The organism is Streptomyces sp. NPDC048370, assembly GCF_043200825.1.
Taxonomy (GTDB): Bacteria; Actinomycetota; Actinomycetes; order Streptomycetales; family Streptomycetaceae; genus Streptomyces.
This window is the reverse complement of the sequence record NZ_JBICYI010000012.1, coordinates 195,439-210,859: the sequence shown is the minus strand read 5'-3', so window position 1 is coordinate 210,859 and position 15,421 is coordinate 195,439. Positions and strand designations below refer to the sequence as shown.

The following is a 15,421-nucleotide window of genomic DNA, read 5'->3' as shown; positions in this document are numbered from 1 at the left end:
CGAGCTTAGACGGATCGCGAGGCGATCGTCGGTGGGTGTTCGGGATCCGGGATGCGGTTGCTCCAGCCGCCGGGGACGGCCCTGCCCTGCTGTTCACGGAAGCGGACGGGGGCCGTGCCGACCCGGCGGGTGAAGAGCCGGGAGAAGTAGGCGGGGTCGTCGTAGCCGACGCGGCGGGCGACGGCGGCGACGGGCAGTTCGGTGGCGGCGAGGAGTTCCTTGGCGCGGCCGAGACGGATGGTGAGGAGGTAGTCCTTGGGGCTGCAGCCCGCGGCCCGGCGGACGGCGGTACGGAGTTCGGTCTGGGTCATGCCGTGCCGGGCGGCGTGTTCGGCGACGGACAGCGGCCGGAAGGCGTCGCGGGCGAGGGCGGTGAGGACGGGGTCGCCGTCGGCGTTGGTGTCGGCGCGGGCGCGGCGCAGGGCGACGAGGAGTTCGTGGACGGCGGCGCCGGTCTCGACCTCCAGGAGGGGGTTGCCCCGGCGGGCGGCGCGGGCGATGCGGCCGACGGCGGCGCGGGCGGGGGCGGCGTCGGAGAGGGGGACGACGGGCCGGTCGGGTTCGATGTAGCCGAGCTCGGTGTACGTGGTGGTGGCGGGTCCCGCGAAGTCGACGAAGGACTCGTCCCAGCCGGTTTCGGGGTCGGCGGAGTAGTGGTGGGGTACGCCGGGGGTGAGCCAGATCAGGGCGGGTGCGGTGATGGTCGTACGGCGGCCGTCGGGGCCCCGGTACCAGCCGCTGCCGGCGCTGACGACGACGGCGACGTGGTGGTCGAGGGTGCGGGGGCCGACGGTGGGCAGGGTGCCGTGCTGGAGTCCGACGCCGAGGCAGACGAGCCCGAGGCGGTGGTGGACCGGGCTGGGCGTGAAGTAACGCATCCAGGTGTGATACATCGGCGTACCTGCCTTCCTCCGCCGCATCCGCGCCGCTCTTGCGTGCTGCTCTGCTGTGCCGGTCTTCCGTGTTGGGCTTCCGTGCCTGGCTTCCGTGTTGGGCGTCCGTGCCTGGCTTCCGTGCTGCTTCGCGCGAGCTCTTCGGGCTGCTTCCGTGGCGCTCTTCCGCACCGCTCTTCCGTCCAAACAGCGACGATCTTTGTCCATGGACCCCTCCGGCGCCAGAGGGCGAAGGTGAGGCCATGAGCACGTTCGCTGTGGGTGACGAGGATTTTCTTCTGGACGGCCGGCCGGTGCGGCTGCTGTCGGGGGCGCTGCACTACTTCCGGGTGCACGAGGAGCAGTGGGGTCATCGGCTGGGGATGCTCCGCGCGATGGGCCTGAACTGTGTGGAGACGTACGTGCCGTGGAACCTGTACGAGCCGGAGCCCGGCCGGTACGGGGACGTGGCGGCACTCGGGCGGTTCCTGGACGCCGTGGCGGCGGCCGGGATGTGGGCGATCGTGCGGCCGGGTCCTTACATCTGCGCCGAGTGGGAGAACGGCGGGCTGCCGCACTGGCTGACGGGGCGCCTGGGGCGGCGGGTGCGGACGGACGACGCCGAGTTCCTGGGCCATGTGGAGCGCTGGTTCCGTGCGCTGCTGCCGCAGGTGGTGGAGCGGCAGATCGGCCGGGGCGGGCCGGTGATCATGGTCCAGGTGGAGAACGAGTACGGGAGTTACGGCTCGGACCAGGCATATCTGCGCCGGGTCGCGGATCTGCTGCTCGACTGCGGTGTGGAGGTGCCGCTGTTCACCTCGGACGGCCCGGAGGACCACATGCTGACGGGCGGGTCGGTGCCGGGTGTCCTGGTGACGGCGAACTTCGGCTCGGGGGCGCGGGAGGCGTTCGCGGAGCTGCGGCGGCACCGGCCGTCGGGGCCGCTGATGTGCATGGAGTTCTGGTGCGGCTGGTTCGACCACTGGGGTACGGAGCATTCCGTACGGGACGCGGGGGACGCGGCGGCGGCGCTGCGGGAGATCCTGGAGTGCGGGGCGTCGGTGAACGTCTACATGGCGCACGGGGGTACGAACTTCGCGGGTTGGGCGGGGGCGAACCGGACCGGCGAGTGGCACGACGGTGAGCTGCGGCCGACGGTGACCTCGTACGACTACGACGCGCCGATCGACGAGGCGGGGCTGCCGACGGAGAAGTTCTGGCGGTTCCGGGAGGTGCTCGCGGAGTACGTGGAGGGTCCGCTGCCCGAGGTGCCGGAGCCGCCTCGGCGGATCGCGGGGCCGGTGGCGGCGGGCTTGGCGGAGTGGGCGCCGCCGGCGGAGGTCCTGGAGGCCCTCGGCGACGAGGAGTCGGTGACGGCCGTGCCGCCGACCTTCGAGGAGCTGGGGGTGGACCGGGGTCTGGTGCGGTACCGGCTGGAGATCCCCGGGCCGCGGCAGCCGTATCCGCTGGTCGTGACCGGGCTGCGGGACCGTGCGGTGGTGTACGTGGACGGGGTGCGGGCGGGCGTCCTGACGGCGGAGGACGGGGCGCTGCCTGAGCCGGTGGCGGGACCTGCGGTGGTGGAGCTGTGGGTGGAGTCGCTCGGGCGGGTCAACTACGGGCCGCGGGTGGCGGAGCCGAAGGGGATCACGGGCGGGGTCCGGCACGAGCGGCAGTATCTGCACGGGGTGCGGGCCCGGGGCTTGCGTCTTGACGCCTTCGAGGCGGGGGCGGTGGCGAAGGTGCCGTTCCGGCCGGTGGTGGCCGAGGCGGCGGTCTCCGACGGACCACCGGGGCTCTACCGGGCGGTCGTGGAGGTGTCGGGGCCGGGTGACGCGGCGCTCTCGCTGCCGGGCGGGACGCGGGGCTTCGTGTGGGTGAACGGTTTCTGCCTGGGCCGGTACTGGGGTGTCGGCCCGCAGGAGTCGCTGTTCGTGCCGGGCCCGGTGCTCCGGGAGGGCGCCAACGAGGTGTGGGTCCTCGAACTGGAGGGCGGGGCGCCGGAGTCGGTGCGGCTCGCGTAGGCGTACGGGCTGGGCGGGACCGACAGAAGCCGACGGGGTCCGGCAGGGACGACGGGACCGACGGGGACGGGCGGGACCGACGGGGACGGGCGGGACCGACGGGGACGGGCGGGTACGGGGGCGGAGGCCCGTCCCGTACCCGCCCGGAGTGGTGCCTGTCGTGCCTGTGGTGCGTGCGGAGCGGGTACGGGGCGGCGGAGCCCCGCACCCGCTCGGGGTCGTACTAGAGGGTGGCCGCCGCGGACTTGATCTGGGCGGCGAAGGTCGAGACCTCGGTGTACACGCCGGGGTAGTTCGGGCGGGCGCAGCCCTGGCCCCAGCTCACGATGCCGACCTGGATCCAGGCACCGGCGTTGTCGCGGCGGAACATCGGGCCGCCGGAGTCACCCTGGCAGGTGTCGACGCCGCCCTGGGGGAGGCCGGCGCAGATCTCCTCGCCCGCGATGAGGTCGCTGCCGTAGGCCTTCTTGCAGTCGGTGTCCGAGACGAACGGGACGGTGGCCTTGAGCAGGTAGCGCTGCTGCGCGCCGCCCTCGCGTGCGGCACCCCAGCCGGCGACGGTGAACGTGCCGCTGTTGTACGCGGTCGTCTCGGCGATCTTCAGGGTGGGCACCGAGGTGATCGGCGAGGCCAGCTTGATCAGGGCCCAGTCCTTGCCCGAGCCGTTGTAGCCGGGGGCCTGGAGGACCTTGGTGGACCTGACCTTGATGGCGCTGCTGGACTGGAGGTCCACGACGCCGACGGTGGCGGTGATGCTGGTGTTGTTGCCGGAGCCGCTCACACAGTGGGCGGCGGTGAGGACGATCTGCGGGGTCAGCATCGAGCCACCACAGCCCATGGAGAGCCGGACCATCCAGGGGAACTCGCCCTGGGCGGCGCGGGTACCGCCGACGACGGGCGCGGGCGCGGCGGAGGCGGTGGTGGAGGGCTGGAGGCTGACGGCGGCGAGGACGACGACGCCGGCCGCGGCGATTCTCTGCAGGGCGCGGACGAACCTGTTCTTCTTCAAGTGTCTGCCTTTCGTGGGGGGTTCGCCTTGATGGCATGTGCCCGTCAAGGTTTGGTCCGGATTATGGACAGCGCCCGGCGGGGGCCACAAGGGGACGATTTCGGCCAGCGCGGTGGCACCGCGCGGACTCGTACAGTGGTGGAGGGAAGGGGGTGCCGCGTGCCGAACGGAAGCGGAGCCGACACGGTGGAGCACGGGTTCCCGCACCTCGCCACGGTCCGGGCCGCGATCACCGCGCTGTACCGGCGGCTCTCGGCGGACGGGGTACGGCAGTACGTGGCGAGCGTGCCCGCGACGGCCGTCGCCTTCTCCGGCGAGGAGGACCTCCACCTCGGGGCGCAGCGGGTCGCCAGGGCCCTGGTGCACCATCTGCGGCTGCCCGAGGCCCGGATGATCGTGAGCTTCCGGCAGATGGAGCACGCGGCGACCGTCGAACTGGCGGCCGGACCCGAGTACTTCGTCGAGCTGAACGACCGCTTCCGCGGCCACCGCAGGGACGTGGGCGCGGCGCTCGCCCATGAGATCACGCACGTGCTCCTGCACCGCCTCGACCTCGACTTTCCCGGCACCCGGGACAACGAGATCCTCACCGATGTGGTGACCACCTATCTGGGGGCGGGCTGGCTGCTGCTCGACGCGTTCCGGGAGGACGGGATGTCCAGCCAGAAGCTGGGCTATCTGACGCCGGAGGAGTTCGGGTACGTGCTGGCCAAGCGGGCGGAGGTGTTCGGGGAGGACCCCTCTCCGTGGTTCACCAGCCCGCGGGCGTACGAGGCGTGGACGCGGGGACGGGAGGAGGCGGTACGGGACTCCCGGCGGCCCCCGCTGGCGGCGGCCGGGTGGGCGGCCCGGCACCGGTACGCGAAGGACCGCCGCTACGGGCGGGCGGCGGCGGACGCTCCGTACGCCTTCGAGGGGAGCGGGGCCTCGGCGCGGGTCTCCTTCCCGTGTCCGGTGTGCCGGCAGCGACTGAGGGTGCCGGCGGGGCGGCGGGTTCGCGCCAGGTGCGGGGTGTGCGGGACGGTCCTGGAGTGCGACGCGTAGGACGTTCGCGGGGCGGGCGAGGGCGCGGGGGCGGGGTCCGGGGCGTGTGTCGGGGTGTGCTTGGACGTTTGGCCGGACGTGTGCCGGGCTCTGCGCATGCGCCTGGGCGTGCGCCTGGGCGCGCGCCTGGGCGCGCCAACTCATTTGCGCCGGATCGGCCCGGCGGGTGAAGGTCGGTGGATGAGCACGCTGTTCGACGCATTGCACGAGGGGGCCGACGCCGTGGTGCGCGCCCTGCGGGCCGGCGCCTCCGCCGAGACGGCCGACGAGGACGGGGAGACCGTGCTGTACCGGGCGGCCGTGGCGAACGAGCCGGGGATCGTCCGGCTCCTCCTTGCCGCAGGCGCGGATCCGGCGCGGGGCAGCGGCGAGGAGGCCGGGGACCTGCCGCTGTGCGGGGCGGCCTGCGGCGGGCACGCGGAGGTGGTGCGGGCGCTGCTCGCCGCCGGAGCGGCGGCCGACCAGGCGGAGGCGTACGGCTTCACGGCCCTGGACTGGGCGGTGCGGCTCGGGCACGCGGAGACGGTACGGATCCTGCTCGAACACGGCGCCGCCCCGAGTCGGCCCGGGCCCGACGGGCTGCCGCCGCTGGTGGCGGCCGCGCGGCGCGGCTCGACCGCGAGCGTGCGGGCGCTCCTGGAGTTCGGCGCCGGACCGGCCGAGGACGCGCTGCGCGAGGCGCGGCGCTGGATCGGCGTGGACATCGCCGAGGAGCTGCGGCGCGGGCTGCTCGACACGGGCGGACCCGAAGGCGCGGGCGGACCCGAAGGCGGGCCCGAGGGGGCTCCCGAGACCGTGGTGCGGCGGGTGCGGGAGGACGGTGGGGTGACCGTCGTCGTCGACGTGTTGCGGGAGGACGGCGCGCCGAGCAGGGGCAACGAGCAGCAGACCGGGCACGCGGCGGTCGCCACGCTCCTGGAGGGCGCGCTCGGTGTACGGGTCGCGCCCGAGGAGCTCGCCTCGCGGGCCCTGCGCTGCGGCGACCCGGAGTTGGACGACTGGAAGGAGGCGGTCCGCGCGCTGGGGGCCCGCGACGACGAGGAGTCCTTCCGGGCCGCGTCCGCCTGGTGCGCGAGCCAGGACCCGCTGCGCCGCGCCCTCGGCGCCCGCGTCCTGGGCGCCCTCGACAGCTTCACGCCCCGGGGCCTTCCGGTCCTGCGCCGCCTGGCGGCGGAGGCGGCGCGCGGCGAAGGGCCTGCGACGCCCGGCACCGCCCGTGAGCCCGCGCTCTCCGTCGCCGTCGCGCTCGGGCAGTACGGGGAAGCGGAGGCGTTGCCCGAGATGCTGGGGCTTGCCGCCCATCCCGACGTCGAGGTACGCCGGGCGCTCGGGTGCGCGCTGACCGGGCCCGTGCCCGCCGGGGACCCGGTGGCCGTGGCGACCCTGGTCGCGCTGAGCCGGGACCACGACCACGGGGTACGGGACTGGGCGACGCTCGCGCTCGCGGAGGTGCCCGAGGACACCCCGGTCCTGCGGGAGGCGCTCGCGGCGCGGCTCGCGGACGACGACGAGGACACGGTGGCCGAGGCGGCCCGGGGTCTGGCGATGCGTCAGGATCCGCGTGCCATAGAGGTGTTGGCGTCGATCCTGGCCGACGGGGACCCGGAGGGCACCGCCCGCGACACCGCGCTCGCCGCCGTCGAGTACATCAAGGACCCCCGGGCCAGGACCCGGTTGGAGTGGACGAGCCCGCGATGTCGTTGACGGCCGCCCACGCGAAGGCCATCGCGGGGCCGATCGTGGCGCCCGGTCCCGGATAGGTCTCCCCCATCACGGCCGCCGAGCAGTTCCCGGCCGCGTACAGGCCCTCGATGGCGCCGCCGTCCTCGCGCAGCACCCGCCCGTCGCCGTCGGTGACCAGGCCGCCCTTGGTGCCGATGTCGCCCGCGCGGGCGATGCGGACCTGGGCGAAGGGGTCCTCGGCGACCTGCTGGCCGTACGAGACGCGGAACCGCTCGCGGGTGGCGGCGACATGGCCCTCGTAGGCGCCCTCGGCGATGCCGACGATCGGGGTGGAGATGGTGGTGGTGAAGACGGAGGCGTACGGGAGCCGGTAGAGCGGCTCGGGGTTGGCGGCGAGGCCGGGCGCGTCGAGGGCGGTGACGGGTCCGAAGCTGAGCGCGCGGTGGTCGGGGACGAAGACGTCCTCGCAGACGACGTCGTTGGAGCCCGAGCCGCGCAGGCCGACGGTGTCCCAGACGTCGTCGACGCGGTAGGCGGTGCGCGGGACGAGGAAGGTGCGCATGTCGACGGGGCGGCCGTCGGCGTCGGTGACGAGGCCGCCGAGGAGGGCCCGGTCGGTGTGGTCGCAGCCGGACGAGAAGTGCCGGCGGCCGGTGAGGGTGAAGCCTCCGTCGACGGGGGTGACCTTGCCGGTGGGGGCGTACGAGGAGCAGATCCGGGCGTCGGGGTCGGCGCCCCACACCTCTTCCTGGGCCTTCGGCTCGTACAGGGCGACGTGCCAGGGGTGGACGCCGACGACCGAGGCGACCCAGCCGGTGGAGCCGCAGGCCTTCGCGATCTCCTTGACGGCCGTGCAGAAGGCGACGGGGTCGGCGGCGTGGCCGCCGTGGGCGCGGGGCTGGAGCAGCTTGAAGAATCCGGTCGCGGCGAGCTCCTCGACGGAGGCCTCGGGGACCTTACGCCGGGGGTGTTCCGAAACGGCATAGGGGGTTCCCGCTGAGCGGGAAGAGCCCGGGGGCCGACGCCTCCCGCCGAGCGACGCGGGCGGGGCGCGAGTGCGGGCGCGGGCGCAGGTGACCCTGGCAGCCTCGAACTCACGGGTAACCCGTTCCGCCGGGGAATCGCAGGGCGGGCTTCGCCTCGCGTTCACCGAGGGGTCATCGTGACCCCCCGTAATGCAGGAGTTGTATGGACAACAGTTGTTCATACATCTTGGCCCCGCTCCCCTTCCCTCATGGAGTACGCGTGACCTCCCCTGCCCGCGCCGCCGTCCTGCTCGGCGCACTCGGTCTGACCGCCCTGACGCTCACCGCCTGTGGTGCCGCCCCCACCAAGGGCGCCGCCGGCGCCGACGGGAAGAACCTCGCCACCGCCACCTCCGCCACCGAAGCCGGCGGCATGGACGCCCTGGTCGCCGCCGCGAAGAAGGAGGGCACGCTCAACGCGATCGCCATCCCGCGCGACTGGGCGAACTACGGCGCGATCATCGACGGCTTCACCGCGAAGTACGGCATCAAGGTGAACGTCGAGAACCCCGACGGCTCCAGCCAGGACGAGATCAACGCGGTGAAGTCCCGCAAGGGCCAGGACCGCGCCCCCGACGTCCTCGACCTCGGCGCCTCCTTCGCGCAGTCCGCCGGCGAGCAGGGCCTGACCGCCCCGTACAAGGTCGCCGCCTTCGGCAAGATCCCCGAGACCCAGCGCGACGCGCAGGGCCGCTGGTTCAACGACTACGGCGGCTACGTCTCCATCGGCTGCGACGCCAAGCGCGTCAAGGTCTGCCCGCAGACCTTCGCCGACCTGCTGAAGCCCGAGTACAAGGGCAAGGTCGCCCTCAACGGCAACCCGACCAAGTCGGGCTCGGCCTTCGGCGGCGTCTACGCGGCGGCGCTCGCCAACGGCGGTTCGTTCGACGACATCAAGCCGGGCATCGACTTCTTCGGCAAGCTGAAGAAGAACGGCAACTACAACCCGGTCGAGTCGACCCCCGCCACGATCGAGAAGGGCGAGACGCCCATCTCGATCGACTGGGACTACCTGAACGCCGGTTACGCCGAGCAGTTCGCGCCCAAGGGCATCGACTGGAAGGTCGCCGTGCCCACGGACGGCGTCTACGCCCAGTTCTACTCGCAGGCCATCAACAAGGACGCCCCGCACCCGGCGGCCGCCCGGCTCTGGCAGGAGTACCTGTACAGCGCCGAGGGTCAGAACCTGTGGCTCAAGGGTCACGCCCGGCCCGTGCTGATGCCGGCCATGGAGGCCGACGGCACGATCGACAAGACCGCCGCCGCCGCGCTGCCGAAGGTCGCGGGCACCCCGAAGTTCCCCACCGAGCAGCAGACCGCCAAGGCCAAGGAGACCCTGTCGCAGGGCTGGGCCGCGGCCGTCTCCGGGTGACGCCTCGATGACTCCGCACTCCTCCACCACCCCGTCCGGGGCAGCCGGCGCGCCCACCGCGCGCCCGGCCGCCCCGGCGGGGCCCGGCCCGGCCGCCGCGGCCGACCGGACCGCCACGGCCGCCCGGACCGCCGGGGCCGTGGCAGCCGGGGCCGCCGGTTCCCCCATGACCGACGGCTCCCCCACGGCCCCGGCCGTACCCGCGGCCCCGGCGCGACGGGCCCGGCGGCGGCCGTCGTCGGGCCGGCTCGCCGCGCTGCCGCTGCTGCTCCTCGTCGCGCTCGCCTTCGGGCTCCCGGCGCTCGCCATGACCGACGGCGCCTTCACCGTCGCCGACGGCGGGTACGGCCTCGACAACCTGTCCCGGTCCGTGGACGGCGCGTACGCGACCGCGCTGCTCGGCAGCGTCAGGCTCTCCGCGCTCACCGCCGCCGCCGGCACGGTCTTCGGTCTCTTCCTGGCCCAGGCCGTGGTCTCCTCGCGCGGCCGGGCGCTGCGCGAGGCCGTCCTCACCGCGTCCGGGGTGCTCGCCAACTTCGGCGGAGTCCCGCTCGCCTTCGCCTTCGTCGCCACCCTCGGCAACGCGGGCGTGCTCACCACCACGTTCGGCCTGGACGAGCACGGCTGGTCGCTGTACGGGTTCTGGGGCCTCTCCCTGACCTATCTGTACTTCCTGGTCCCGCTGATGGTGCTGACCGTGGCGCCCGCGCTCGACGGGCTGCGCGTCCAGTGGCGCGAGGCGGCCCACGACAACGGGGCGACGACCTGGCAGTACTGGCGCCATGTGGGCATCCCGGTGCTGCTGCCGTCCCTGCTCGGCGGCTTCGTGCTGCTCTTCGGCAGCGCGTTCGCCGCGTACGCGACGGCTGCGGCGATGGTCGGCAGCTCCGTGCCGCTGGTCACCCTGCAGATCGCGGACGCGCTCTCCGGCAACGTCCTGGTCGGCCAGGAGAACGTGGCGCTCGCACTGAGCCTCGACATGGTCGTGGTCGCGGCGCTCGTGATGGCCGTCCACCTCCCCCTCCAGCGAAGGAGCACCCGATGGCTCGCCTAGGACGTCCTGTCGTCCTCCTGGTCGCGGGGGTCTACTTCCTGGTGCCGCTGCTCGCGTCCGCCGTGTTCACCCTGGACGTCCCCGGGCAGGGGCTCACCCTCTCCTCGTACACGCGGATCTTCGCCGCGCCCGGCTTCACCGGCAGTCTGCTGCTCTCGCTCGGGCTCGCGGCGGCGACCGTCGCGCTGGTCCTGCTTGTCACCATCCCCGCGGCGGTCGCGGCGCGGCTCTCCGCGCCCCGGCTGCGGCCGGTCCTGGAGGTCGTCTGCACGCTGCCGCTGGTGGTGCCGCCGGTGGCGCTGACCGCCGGGCTCGGGACCGTGCTGCGCTGGGGACCGGAGAAGCTGTCCACGACCCCGCTCTACCAGACCTTCGTGGCCGTGCAGAACCCGGACTTCCCCTTCGTCCTCGTCCTCGCCTACGCGGTGATGGCGCTGCCGTTCGTCTACCGGGCGCTCGACGCGGGGCTGCGCTCCGTCGACGTCCGCACGCTGGTGGAGGCCGCCCGGGACTGCGGGGCCTCCTGGCCGCGCGCGCTGGTCTCGGCCGTGCTGCCCAATCTGCGCGGCGCGCTCCTGAACGGCTCGTTCCTGACGCTCGCGCTGGTGCTCGGCGAGTTCACGGTCGCCTCGCTGCTCGGCTTCCAGCCCTTCGCGGTGTGGATCGTGCAGGCGTCCGGCTCCGACGCCCGGCTCTCGGTGGCCGTGTCGCTGCTCAGCCTGCTGCTGACCTGGGTGCTGCTGCTCGCGCTGACGACCGTGGGCAACCGGCGCCGTCGCGCACCGCGCGGGTCCCGTACGTCCGCGTCCCGTACGTCCCCGTCGTCCCCGTCCCGTACGTCCGAAGCCCTCGCGGCTTCCCTAGGAAAGACCTCCCGATGACCGTGACCGACACCCCCACCCGGACCGGGGCGGCTCTCCACCTGCGCGGTCTGCGCCGGTCCTTCGGCTCCTCCGTCGCCCTCGACGGCCTCGACCTCGACGTCGCTCCCGGTGAACTCCTCGCCCTGCTCGGCCCGTCCGGCTGCGGCAAGACGACCGCGCTGCGCGTGCTCGCCGGTTTCGAGCGCCCCGACGAGGGCCAGGTGCTGCTCGACGGCGAGGACATCGTGCCGGTGCCCGCCAACCGCCGTGACACGGCGATGGTGTTCCAGTCGTACAGCCTCTTCCCGCACCTCACGGCCGCCGACAACGTGGCCTTCGGGCTGAAGATGCGCAAGGTGCGGGGCGCCGAGCGGCGCGCCCGCGCCGCCGAGCTGCTCGACCTCGTGGGGCTCGCGGGCCACGGCGACCGCTTCCCGCACCAGCTCTCCGGCGGCCAGCAGCAGCGGGTCGCCCTGGCCCGCGCGCTGGCGCTGCGGCCCCGGCTGCTGCTGCTCGACGAGCCGCTTTCCGCACTCGACGCGCAGGTGCGGGTGACGCTGCGGGAGGAGATCCGCCGGCTCCAGCTGGAGCTGGGCATCACCACCGTCTTCGTCACGCACGACCAGGAGGAGGCGCTGTCGATGGCCGACCGGGTCGCGGTGATGAACGACGGCCGACTCGAACAGTGCGCCACTCCCACGGAGTTGTACGAGCGTCCCGCGACGGACTTCGTCGCGGAGTTCATCGGCACCATGAACCGGGTGCCTGGCCGGGTCGTCGGCGACGGCCAGGTCGAGGTGCTCGGCGTCCGGCTGCCGGTCGAGGAACCGGACGGGCGCACCGGGGACGTACGGGTGCTGCTGCGGCCCGAGGCCCTGGAGGTCACGGAGGGCGGGACCGCCCGTGTCACCGGCACCTCGTTCCACGGGCCGACGACCCGGCTGCGGATCGCCCTGCCCGACGGTACGGACGTCAAGGCGGACGTCCCCACGCACGCGGCGGCCGGGCTGACCCCGGGCGCGGCCGTCTCGGTCCGGCCCCAGTCCCGGCCCGTGCTCCTCGCCTCCGCCGGAGGTGTGGTGTGAGGCGGCTGCAGGCGGTCCTCTTCGACATGGACGGCACGCTCGTCGACACCGAGGGCGTCTGGCTCGACGTCGTCGAGTCGGCGGCCGTGCGCCGGGGTCGCGCCCTGGACGCGGGACGCCGTACGGCGGTGACGGGACGGTCGGTCGAGGACTCGGCGGAGCTGCTGCACGCCTACCTGGACACCCCGGCGGAGGAGCTGGCCGCCGAGCTGGGCGGGGACTTCGCCGCCCGGCTCGCGGTGGCGGTGGCGCCCCGCCCGGGCGCGCTGCGGCTGCTCGCGGCGCTGCGCGAGCGCCGGGTGCCGACGGCGCTCGTCTCGGCCTCGCCCCGGGCGGTCGTCGACCAGGTGGCGAGCACCCTGGACGGGCACCGGTTCGACGCGCTGTTCGGCTCCGAGGACACCGTGCGGACGAAGCCCGAGCCCGATCCGTATCTGGCGGCGGCCGTGGCGCTCGGCGCCGAACCGGCGCGGTGCGTGGCGGTGGAGGACAGCCCGACGGGGGTCGCCTCTGCCGTCGCCGCCGGGTGCCGGGTCCTCGCTGTGCCGTCGACGGAGCCGCTGCTGGACTTCGCCGGGACCGAAGGCGTCACGCTGGCGGGCTCGTTGACCGAGGTCGACCCCGAGCTGCTGAACTCCCTGGTCGGGTGAGCCGCGCACATGGCAGGGTGGGCCCGTGAGTGAGGAACGCGGCAGGACACCGCTGTACCTGAAGGTCGCCGCGGATCTGCGGACCGCCATCACGGCGGGGGAGTACGGTTCGGGGGCGAAGCTCCCCGCCGAGGACGAACTGGCCCGCCGCTACGGCGTGTCCAGGGGCACGGTCCGCCAGGCGCTCGCCGCGTTGCGCACCGACGGTCTGATCACCTCGCGGCGCGGTTCGCGCCGGGTCGTCCTCGGCGGCCCGCGGCTCCACAGCTTCGGCGAGCTGCGCTCGTTCACGCGCTGGGCGCGCTCCCTCGGCGAGGAGCCGGGCGGCCGGATCGTGGCGGTCGACCGGGTGCCGGCGGACGCGGAGGAGGCGGAGAAGCTGCGCGTCGAGGAGGGTACGCCGGTCTTCCGGGTGCGCAGGCTGCGGACGTTGGCGGGCGTGCCGGTGATGGTGGAGCGGACGACGTATCCGGAGCGGATCGGGGAGCTGGTGGCCGGGATGCCGCTGGACACGGTCTCGCACTCGGAGCAACTGGAGCTGCACGGCGTGCTGTTCGCGGACGCGCGGCACACCATCGACCTGGTGCCGGCCGACGCCGACGACGCGGAGCTGCTCGGCTGCCGGGTCGGGGAGTCGCTGCTGCGGGAGCGGCGGCACTCGACGGATCCGGCGGGGACGCCGGTGGAGTGGTCGCAGGACCGCTATCTGCCGGGGACGGTGGCGTTCACGATGCAGAGCTCGACGGCGACGAGCGCGCTGGGCCGAAGACTGGGCGCGTGAATCGCCGTACACGACTGAACCCGGGGTCCTGGACCCCGGGTTCAGTCGTGTACGGAGGTGGTGTCACGCCGGCCGGAGCAGCGCCGCGAGCAGCGGCCGGAAGTGCTCGAAGCCGGGAGTCGGCATGTCCGGGTCCTTCGCCTGCTCGTCCCAGCGGCGTACGGCGACGGCGTCGGCCGCGCCCGGGTGGGCCTCGAAGGCGCGCACCTGCTCCTCGGTCATCGGGCCGCCCTGGACGGCCAGGGTGTGCACGGAGGCCTCGGAGAGGAGGGCGAAGTAGCCGGGCTCGACGGCGCAGAGGTAGCGCTTGGCGGCGACGTGCAGCCGTACGGGTTCGGTGACTTCGGGCCCGAACCACTGGTCGAGCCAGTCGGCTCCGGTGTGGCTGTGCCGGTTGTCGCTGCCGTTCTCCATCAGGTCGCGGCCGGTGACCGCGCCCCGGAAGTGGCCGACGTCGTGCAGGAGCGCGGCGGCGACCAGGTGCGCGGGGGCGCCGGCGGCCTCGGCGAGGGCGCCGGCCTGGAGCATGTGCTCGGCCTGGGTGACGGCCTCGCCGAAGTACTCGGCGCTGCCCTCGCCCTCGAAGAGCCCGGCGAGCGTGTCGAGCGGGTTCACTTCGCGTCCCCTTCCCTGCGCAGGACGGCGAGGGTGGAGGCAAGGCCGTCGATGTCGGCGTACGCACCCTGGAGGTGCCGGTCGCCGGACTCGGCGAAGGCCGTACGGGCGTGCAGCAGCCGGGTGTTGTCGAAGATCAGGCAGTCGCCGGGGGTGAGCCTGAAGTCCAGCTGGAGTTCCGGCCGCAGGAGGATCTCGCCGAAGCGCCGGTAGGCGGCGTAGAAGACGTCGAGCAGGTCGGCGGGGAGGCTCAGGGTGCCGATGGAGCGGTTGTTGAAGCGGATCTCGCGGAGTCGGCCGGTCGGGTCCGTGCCGATCAGGGGCCGGTGGGCGCGGAGTTCGGTGTGCTCGTCGGCGAAGGCGAAGGGGACCGGGACGCGGGTGAGGATCTCGTACGCCTCCGGGTCCTCCGCGCGCAGCAGCGCGGCGGCGTGGAAGCCGTCGACGAGTCCGGAGTCGCCGCCCTGGGCCGCGTTGGTGAGGCAGTGCAGGAGCTGGAGGGTGGGGACCGGGTCGCGGTAGGGGTTGTCGGTGTGCGGGGTGATGCGGGCGCCGGTGAAGGCGAGGTTGTTGGGGTCGGCCTCGACGCGGACCTCGAAGAGCTCGCCGTAGTTGGTCTCGCGTACGTGGCCGAAGGTGCGGGCCACGTCGAGGACCTGGCGGTCGCGCACGGGGACCGCGCGCAGCAGGACGAAGCCGAGGCGCAGGACGGAGTCGAGGGCGTCGGCGCGGACGGCCGGGTCGGTGGTGTACGTGTCCCAGGGGGCCTCAGGGAGTCCACCGTCGAAACGGTCCGCGGCCCAGAGTTCCTTGTCGTCCTCGGTGCGGCCGTCGCCGGGGGCGGTGGCCGCGCCGGGGAGGTGGGCGCCGAGCCAGGCCTCCGCGTAGACGGAGCGGTGGCCGTCGGGGGTCCGGCATCCCGCGCTCCTCGGCGCACCGCATCCTCGACCAGCTCGTCCAGCTGCGCTGGCTCGACCGGGAGGGCCGGGACTACCGCATGGGGATGCGGATGCTGGAGCTGGGCGCCCTCGCCGCGCACCACAACCGGCTGCGCAGGGCGGCGCTCCCCCGCCTCCACGCGCTCCACGAGTCGACGGGACACCTGGTCCATCTGTACGTCCTCGACGGCACGGAGGTCGTCCGCCTGGAGCGGATCGGCGGCGCGGAGGACTCCGCCGTCCCCTCCCGTGGTGACCTGTTCGGCCCGGGCCGGACCCCGGCGCCGCCCGCGGCCGCCGCGCCGCAGCCGAGGACCCGGGTCTCGGAGGGCGAGATGGACGCGATGATGGGGTGGCTGCGCTTCAGCGAGTGGATGTAGCCAGGGCGTGCTGCGGGAGGGCGGCG

The 15,421-nt window shown here is 73.9% G+C and carries 15 protein-coding genes; 10 read left to right on the top strand and 5 right to left on the bottom strand.

Annotated elements, in window-relative coordinates; all coding sequences use genetic code 11:
• Window positions 1-5: 5 nt before the first annotated feature.
• On the bottom strand, window positions 6-893 hold the full coding sequence (locus ACGFYP_RS25300) for an AraC family transcriptional regulator (RefSeq protein WP_361958266.1): 888 nt from the start codon (window positions 891-893) through the stop codon (window positions 6-8).
• A gap of 242 nt (window positions 894-1,135) precedes the next feature.
• On the opposite strand from ACGFYP_RS25300, the gene ACGFYP_RS25295 reads away from it, so the two are divergent.
• A complete protein-coding gene (locus ACGFYP_RS25295; RefSeq protein ID WP_393497726.1) occupies window positions 1,136-2,896 on the top strand; it encodes a beta-galactosidase family protein in 1,761 nt (586 codons plus the stop codon).
• Between the two features lie 223 nt (window positions 2,897-3,119).
• On the opposite strand, the gene ACGFYP_RS25290 is transcribed toward ACGFYP_RS25295, so the two are convergent.
• Window positions 3,120-3,905 carry a S1 family peptidase gene (locus ACGFYP_RS25290; protein WP_393497723.1) on the bottom strand — a complete coding sequence of 262 codons (786 nt, stop codon included), beginning with the start codon at window positions 3,903-3,905 and terminating at the stop codon, window positions 3,120-3,122.
• 159 nt (window positions 3,906-4,064) lie between these two features.
• Between ACGFYP_RS25290 and ACGFYP_RS25285 the strand changes: the two genes are divergently transcribed.
• Entirely contained in the window at window positions 4,065-4,949 is an 885-nt protein-coding gene (locus ACGFYP_RS25285) for a hypothetical protein (protein WP_393497720.1), read from the top strand.
• A gap of 180 nt (window positions 4,950-5,129) precedes the next feature.
• Window positions 5,130-6,653: an ankyrin repeat domain-containing protein gene (locus ACGFYP_RS25280; protein WP_393497717.1), complete on the top strand. Its 1,524-nt coding sequence runs from the start codon at window positions 5,130-5,132 to the stop codon at window positions 6,651-6,653.
• On the opposite strand, the gene ACGFYP_RS25275 is transcribed toward ACGFYP_RS25280, so the two are convergent.
• A complete protein-coding gene (locus ACGFYP_RS25275) occupies window positions 6,598-7,782 on the bottom strand; it encodes an FAD-binding protein (RefSeq protein WP_393497714.1) in 1,185 nt (394 codons plus the stop codon). The genes ACGFYP_RS25280 and ACGFYP_RS25275 overlap by 56 nt on opposite strands.
• Before the next feature lie 95 nt (window positions 7,783-7,877).
• On the opposite strand from ACGFYP_RS25275, the gene ACGFYP_RS25270 reads away from it, so the two are divergent.
• From ACGFYP_RS25270 to ACGFYP_RS25245, 6 genes are all read left to right on the top strand, one after another.
• On the top strand, window positions 7,878-9,029 hold the full coding sequence (locus tag ACGFYP_RS25270; RefSeq protein ID WP_393497711.1) for an ABC transporter substrate-binding protein: 1,152 nt from the start codon (window positions 7,878-7,880) through the stop codon (window positions 9,027-9,029).
• A gap of 166 nt (window positions 9,030-9,195) precedes the next feature.
• Window positions 9,196-10,083, top strand: coding sequence for an ABC transporter permease (locus tag ACGFYP_RS25265; protein ID WP_393497884.1), 888 nt, complete (start codon window positions 9,196-9,198; stop codon window positions 10,081-10,083).
• Window positions 10,071-10,964, top strand: a complete 894-nt coding sequence (locus ACGFYP_RS25260; protein WP_393497708.1) for an ABC transporter permease — start codon at window positions 10,071-10,073, stop codon at window positions 10,962-10,964. Before ACGFYP_RS25265 ends, ACGFYP_RS25260 begins: the two co-directional genes overlap by 13 nt.
• Window positions 10,961-12,031, top strand: a complete 1,071-nt coding sequence (locus ACGFYP_RS25255) for an ABC transporter ATP-binding protein (protein WP_393497705.1) — start codon at window positions 10,961-10,963, stop codon at window positions 12,029-12,031. Before ACGFYP_RS25260 ends, ACGFYP_RS25255 begins: the two co-directional genes overlap by 4 nt.
• Complete coding sequence (locus ACGFYP_RS25250) at window positions 12,028-12,681, top strand: HAD family hydrolase (RefSeq protein WP_393497702.1); 654 nt, start codon at window positions 12,028-12,030, stop codon at window positions 12,679-12,681. The genes ACGFYP_RS25255 and ACGFYP_RS25250 overlap by 4 nt, the downstream gene beginning before the upstream one ends.
• 25 nt (window positions 12,682-12,706) lie before the next feature.
• The gene (locus tag ACGFYP_RS25245) at window positions 12,707-13,462 is read left to right on the top strand and encodes a GntR family transcriptional regulator (protein WP_393497699.1); all 756 of its coding nucleotides are present in this window, start codon (window positions 12,707-12,709) and stop codon (window positions 13,460-13,462) included.
• Between the two features lie 63 nt (window positions 13,463-13,525).
• On the opposite strand, the gene ACGFYP_RS25240 is transcribed toward ACGFYP_RS25245, so the two are convergent.
• Entirely contained in the window at window positions 13,526-14,077 is a 552-nt protein-coding gene (locus ACGFYP_RS25240; protein ID WP_393497696.1) for a phosphonate degradation HD-domain oxygenase, read from the bottom strand.
• Window positions 14,074-14,763 (bottom strand): TauD/TfdA family dioxygenase, encoded by a 690-nt coding sequence (locus tag ACGFYP_RS25235; protein WP_393497881.1) that lies wholly within the window; start codon window positions 14,761-14,763, stop codon window positions 14,074-14,076. Before ACGFYP_RS25235 ends, ACGFYP_RS25240 begins: the two co-directional genes overlap by 4 nt.
• A gap of 311 nt (window positions 14,764-15,074) precedes the next feature.
• On the opposite strand from ACGFYP_RS25235, the gene ACGFYP_RS25230 reads away from it, so the two are divergent.
• Window positions 15,075-15,395, top strand: a complete 321-nt coding sequence (locus tag ACGFYP_RS25230) for a hypothetical protein (protein ID WP_393497693.1) — start codon at window positions 15,075-15,077, stop codon at window positions 15,393-15,395.
• Window positions 15,396-15,421 lie beyond the last annotated feature (26 nt).

What these genes read in the sequence shown, in the direction of transcription:
- ACGFYP_RS25300 (WP_361958266.1), bottom strand. Translation starts at nt 893, where the DNA reads ATGTATCACACCTGGATGCGTTACTTCACGCCCAGCCCGGTCCACCAC.
- ACGFYP_RS25295 (WP_393497726.1), top strand. Translation starts at nt 1,136, where the DNA reads ATGAGCACGTTCGCTGTGGGTGACGAGGATTTTCTTCTGGACGGCCGG.
- ACGFYP_RS25280 (WP_393497717.1), top strand. Translation starts at nt 5,130, where the DNA reads ATGAGCACGCTGTTCGACGCATTGCACGAGGGGGCCGACGCCGTGGTG.
- ACGFYP_RS25265 (WP_393497884.1), top strand. Translation starts at nt 9,196, where the DNA reads ATGACCGACGGCTCCCCCACGGCCCCGGCCGTACCCGCGGCCCCGGCG.
- ACGFYP_RS25260 (WP_393497708.1), top strand. Translation starts at nt 10,071, where the DNA reads ATGGCTCGCCTAGGACGTCCTGTCGTCCTCCTGGTCGCGGGGGTCTAC.
- ACGFYP_RS25255 (WP_393497705.1), top strand. Translation starts at nt 10,961, where the DNA reads ATGACCGTGACCGACACCCCCACCCGGACCGGGGCGGCTCTCCACCTG.
- ACGFYP_RS25230 (WP_393497693.1), top strand. Translation starts at nt 15,075, where the DNA reads ATGGGGATGCGGATGCTGGAGCTGGGCGCCCTCGCCGCGCACCACAAC.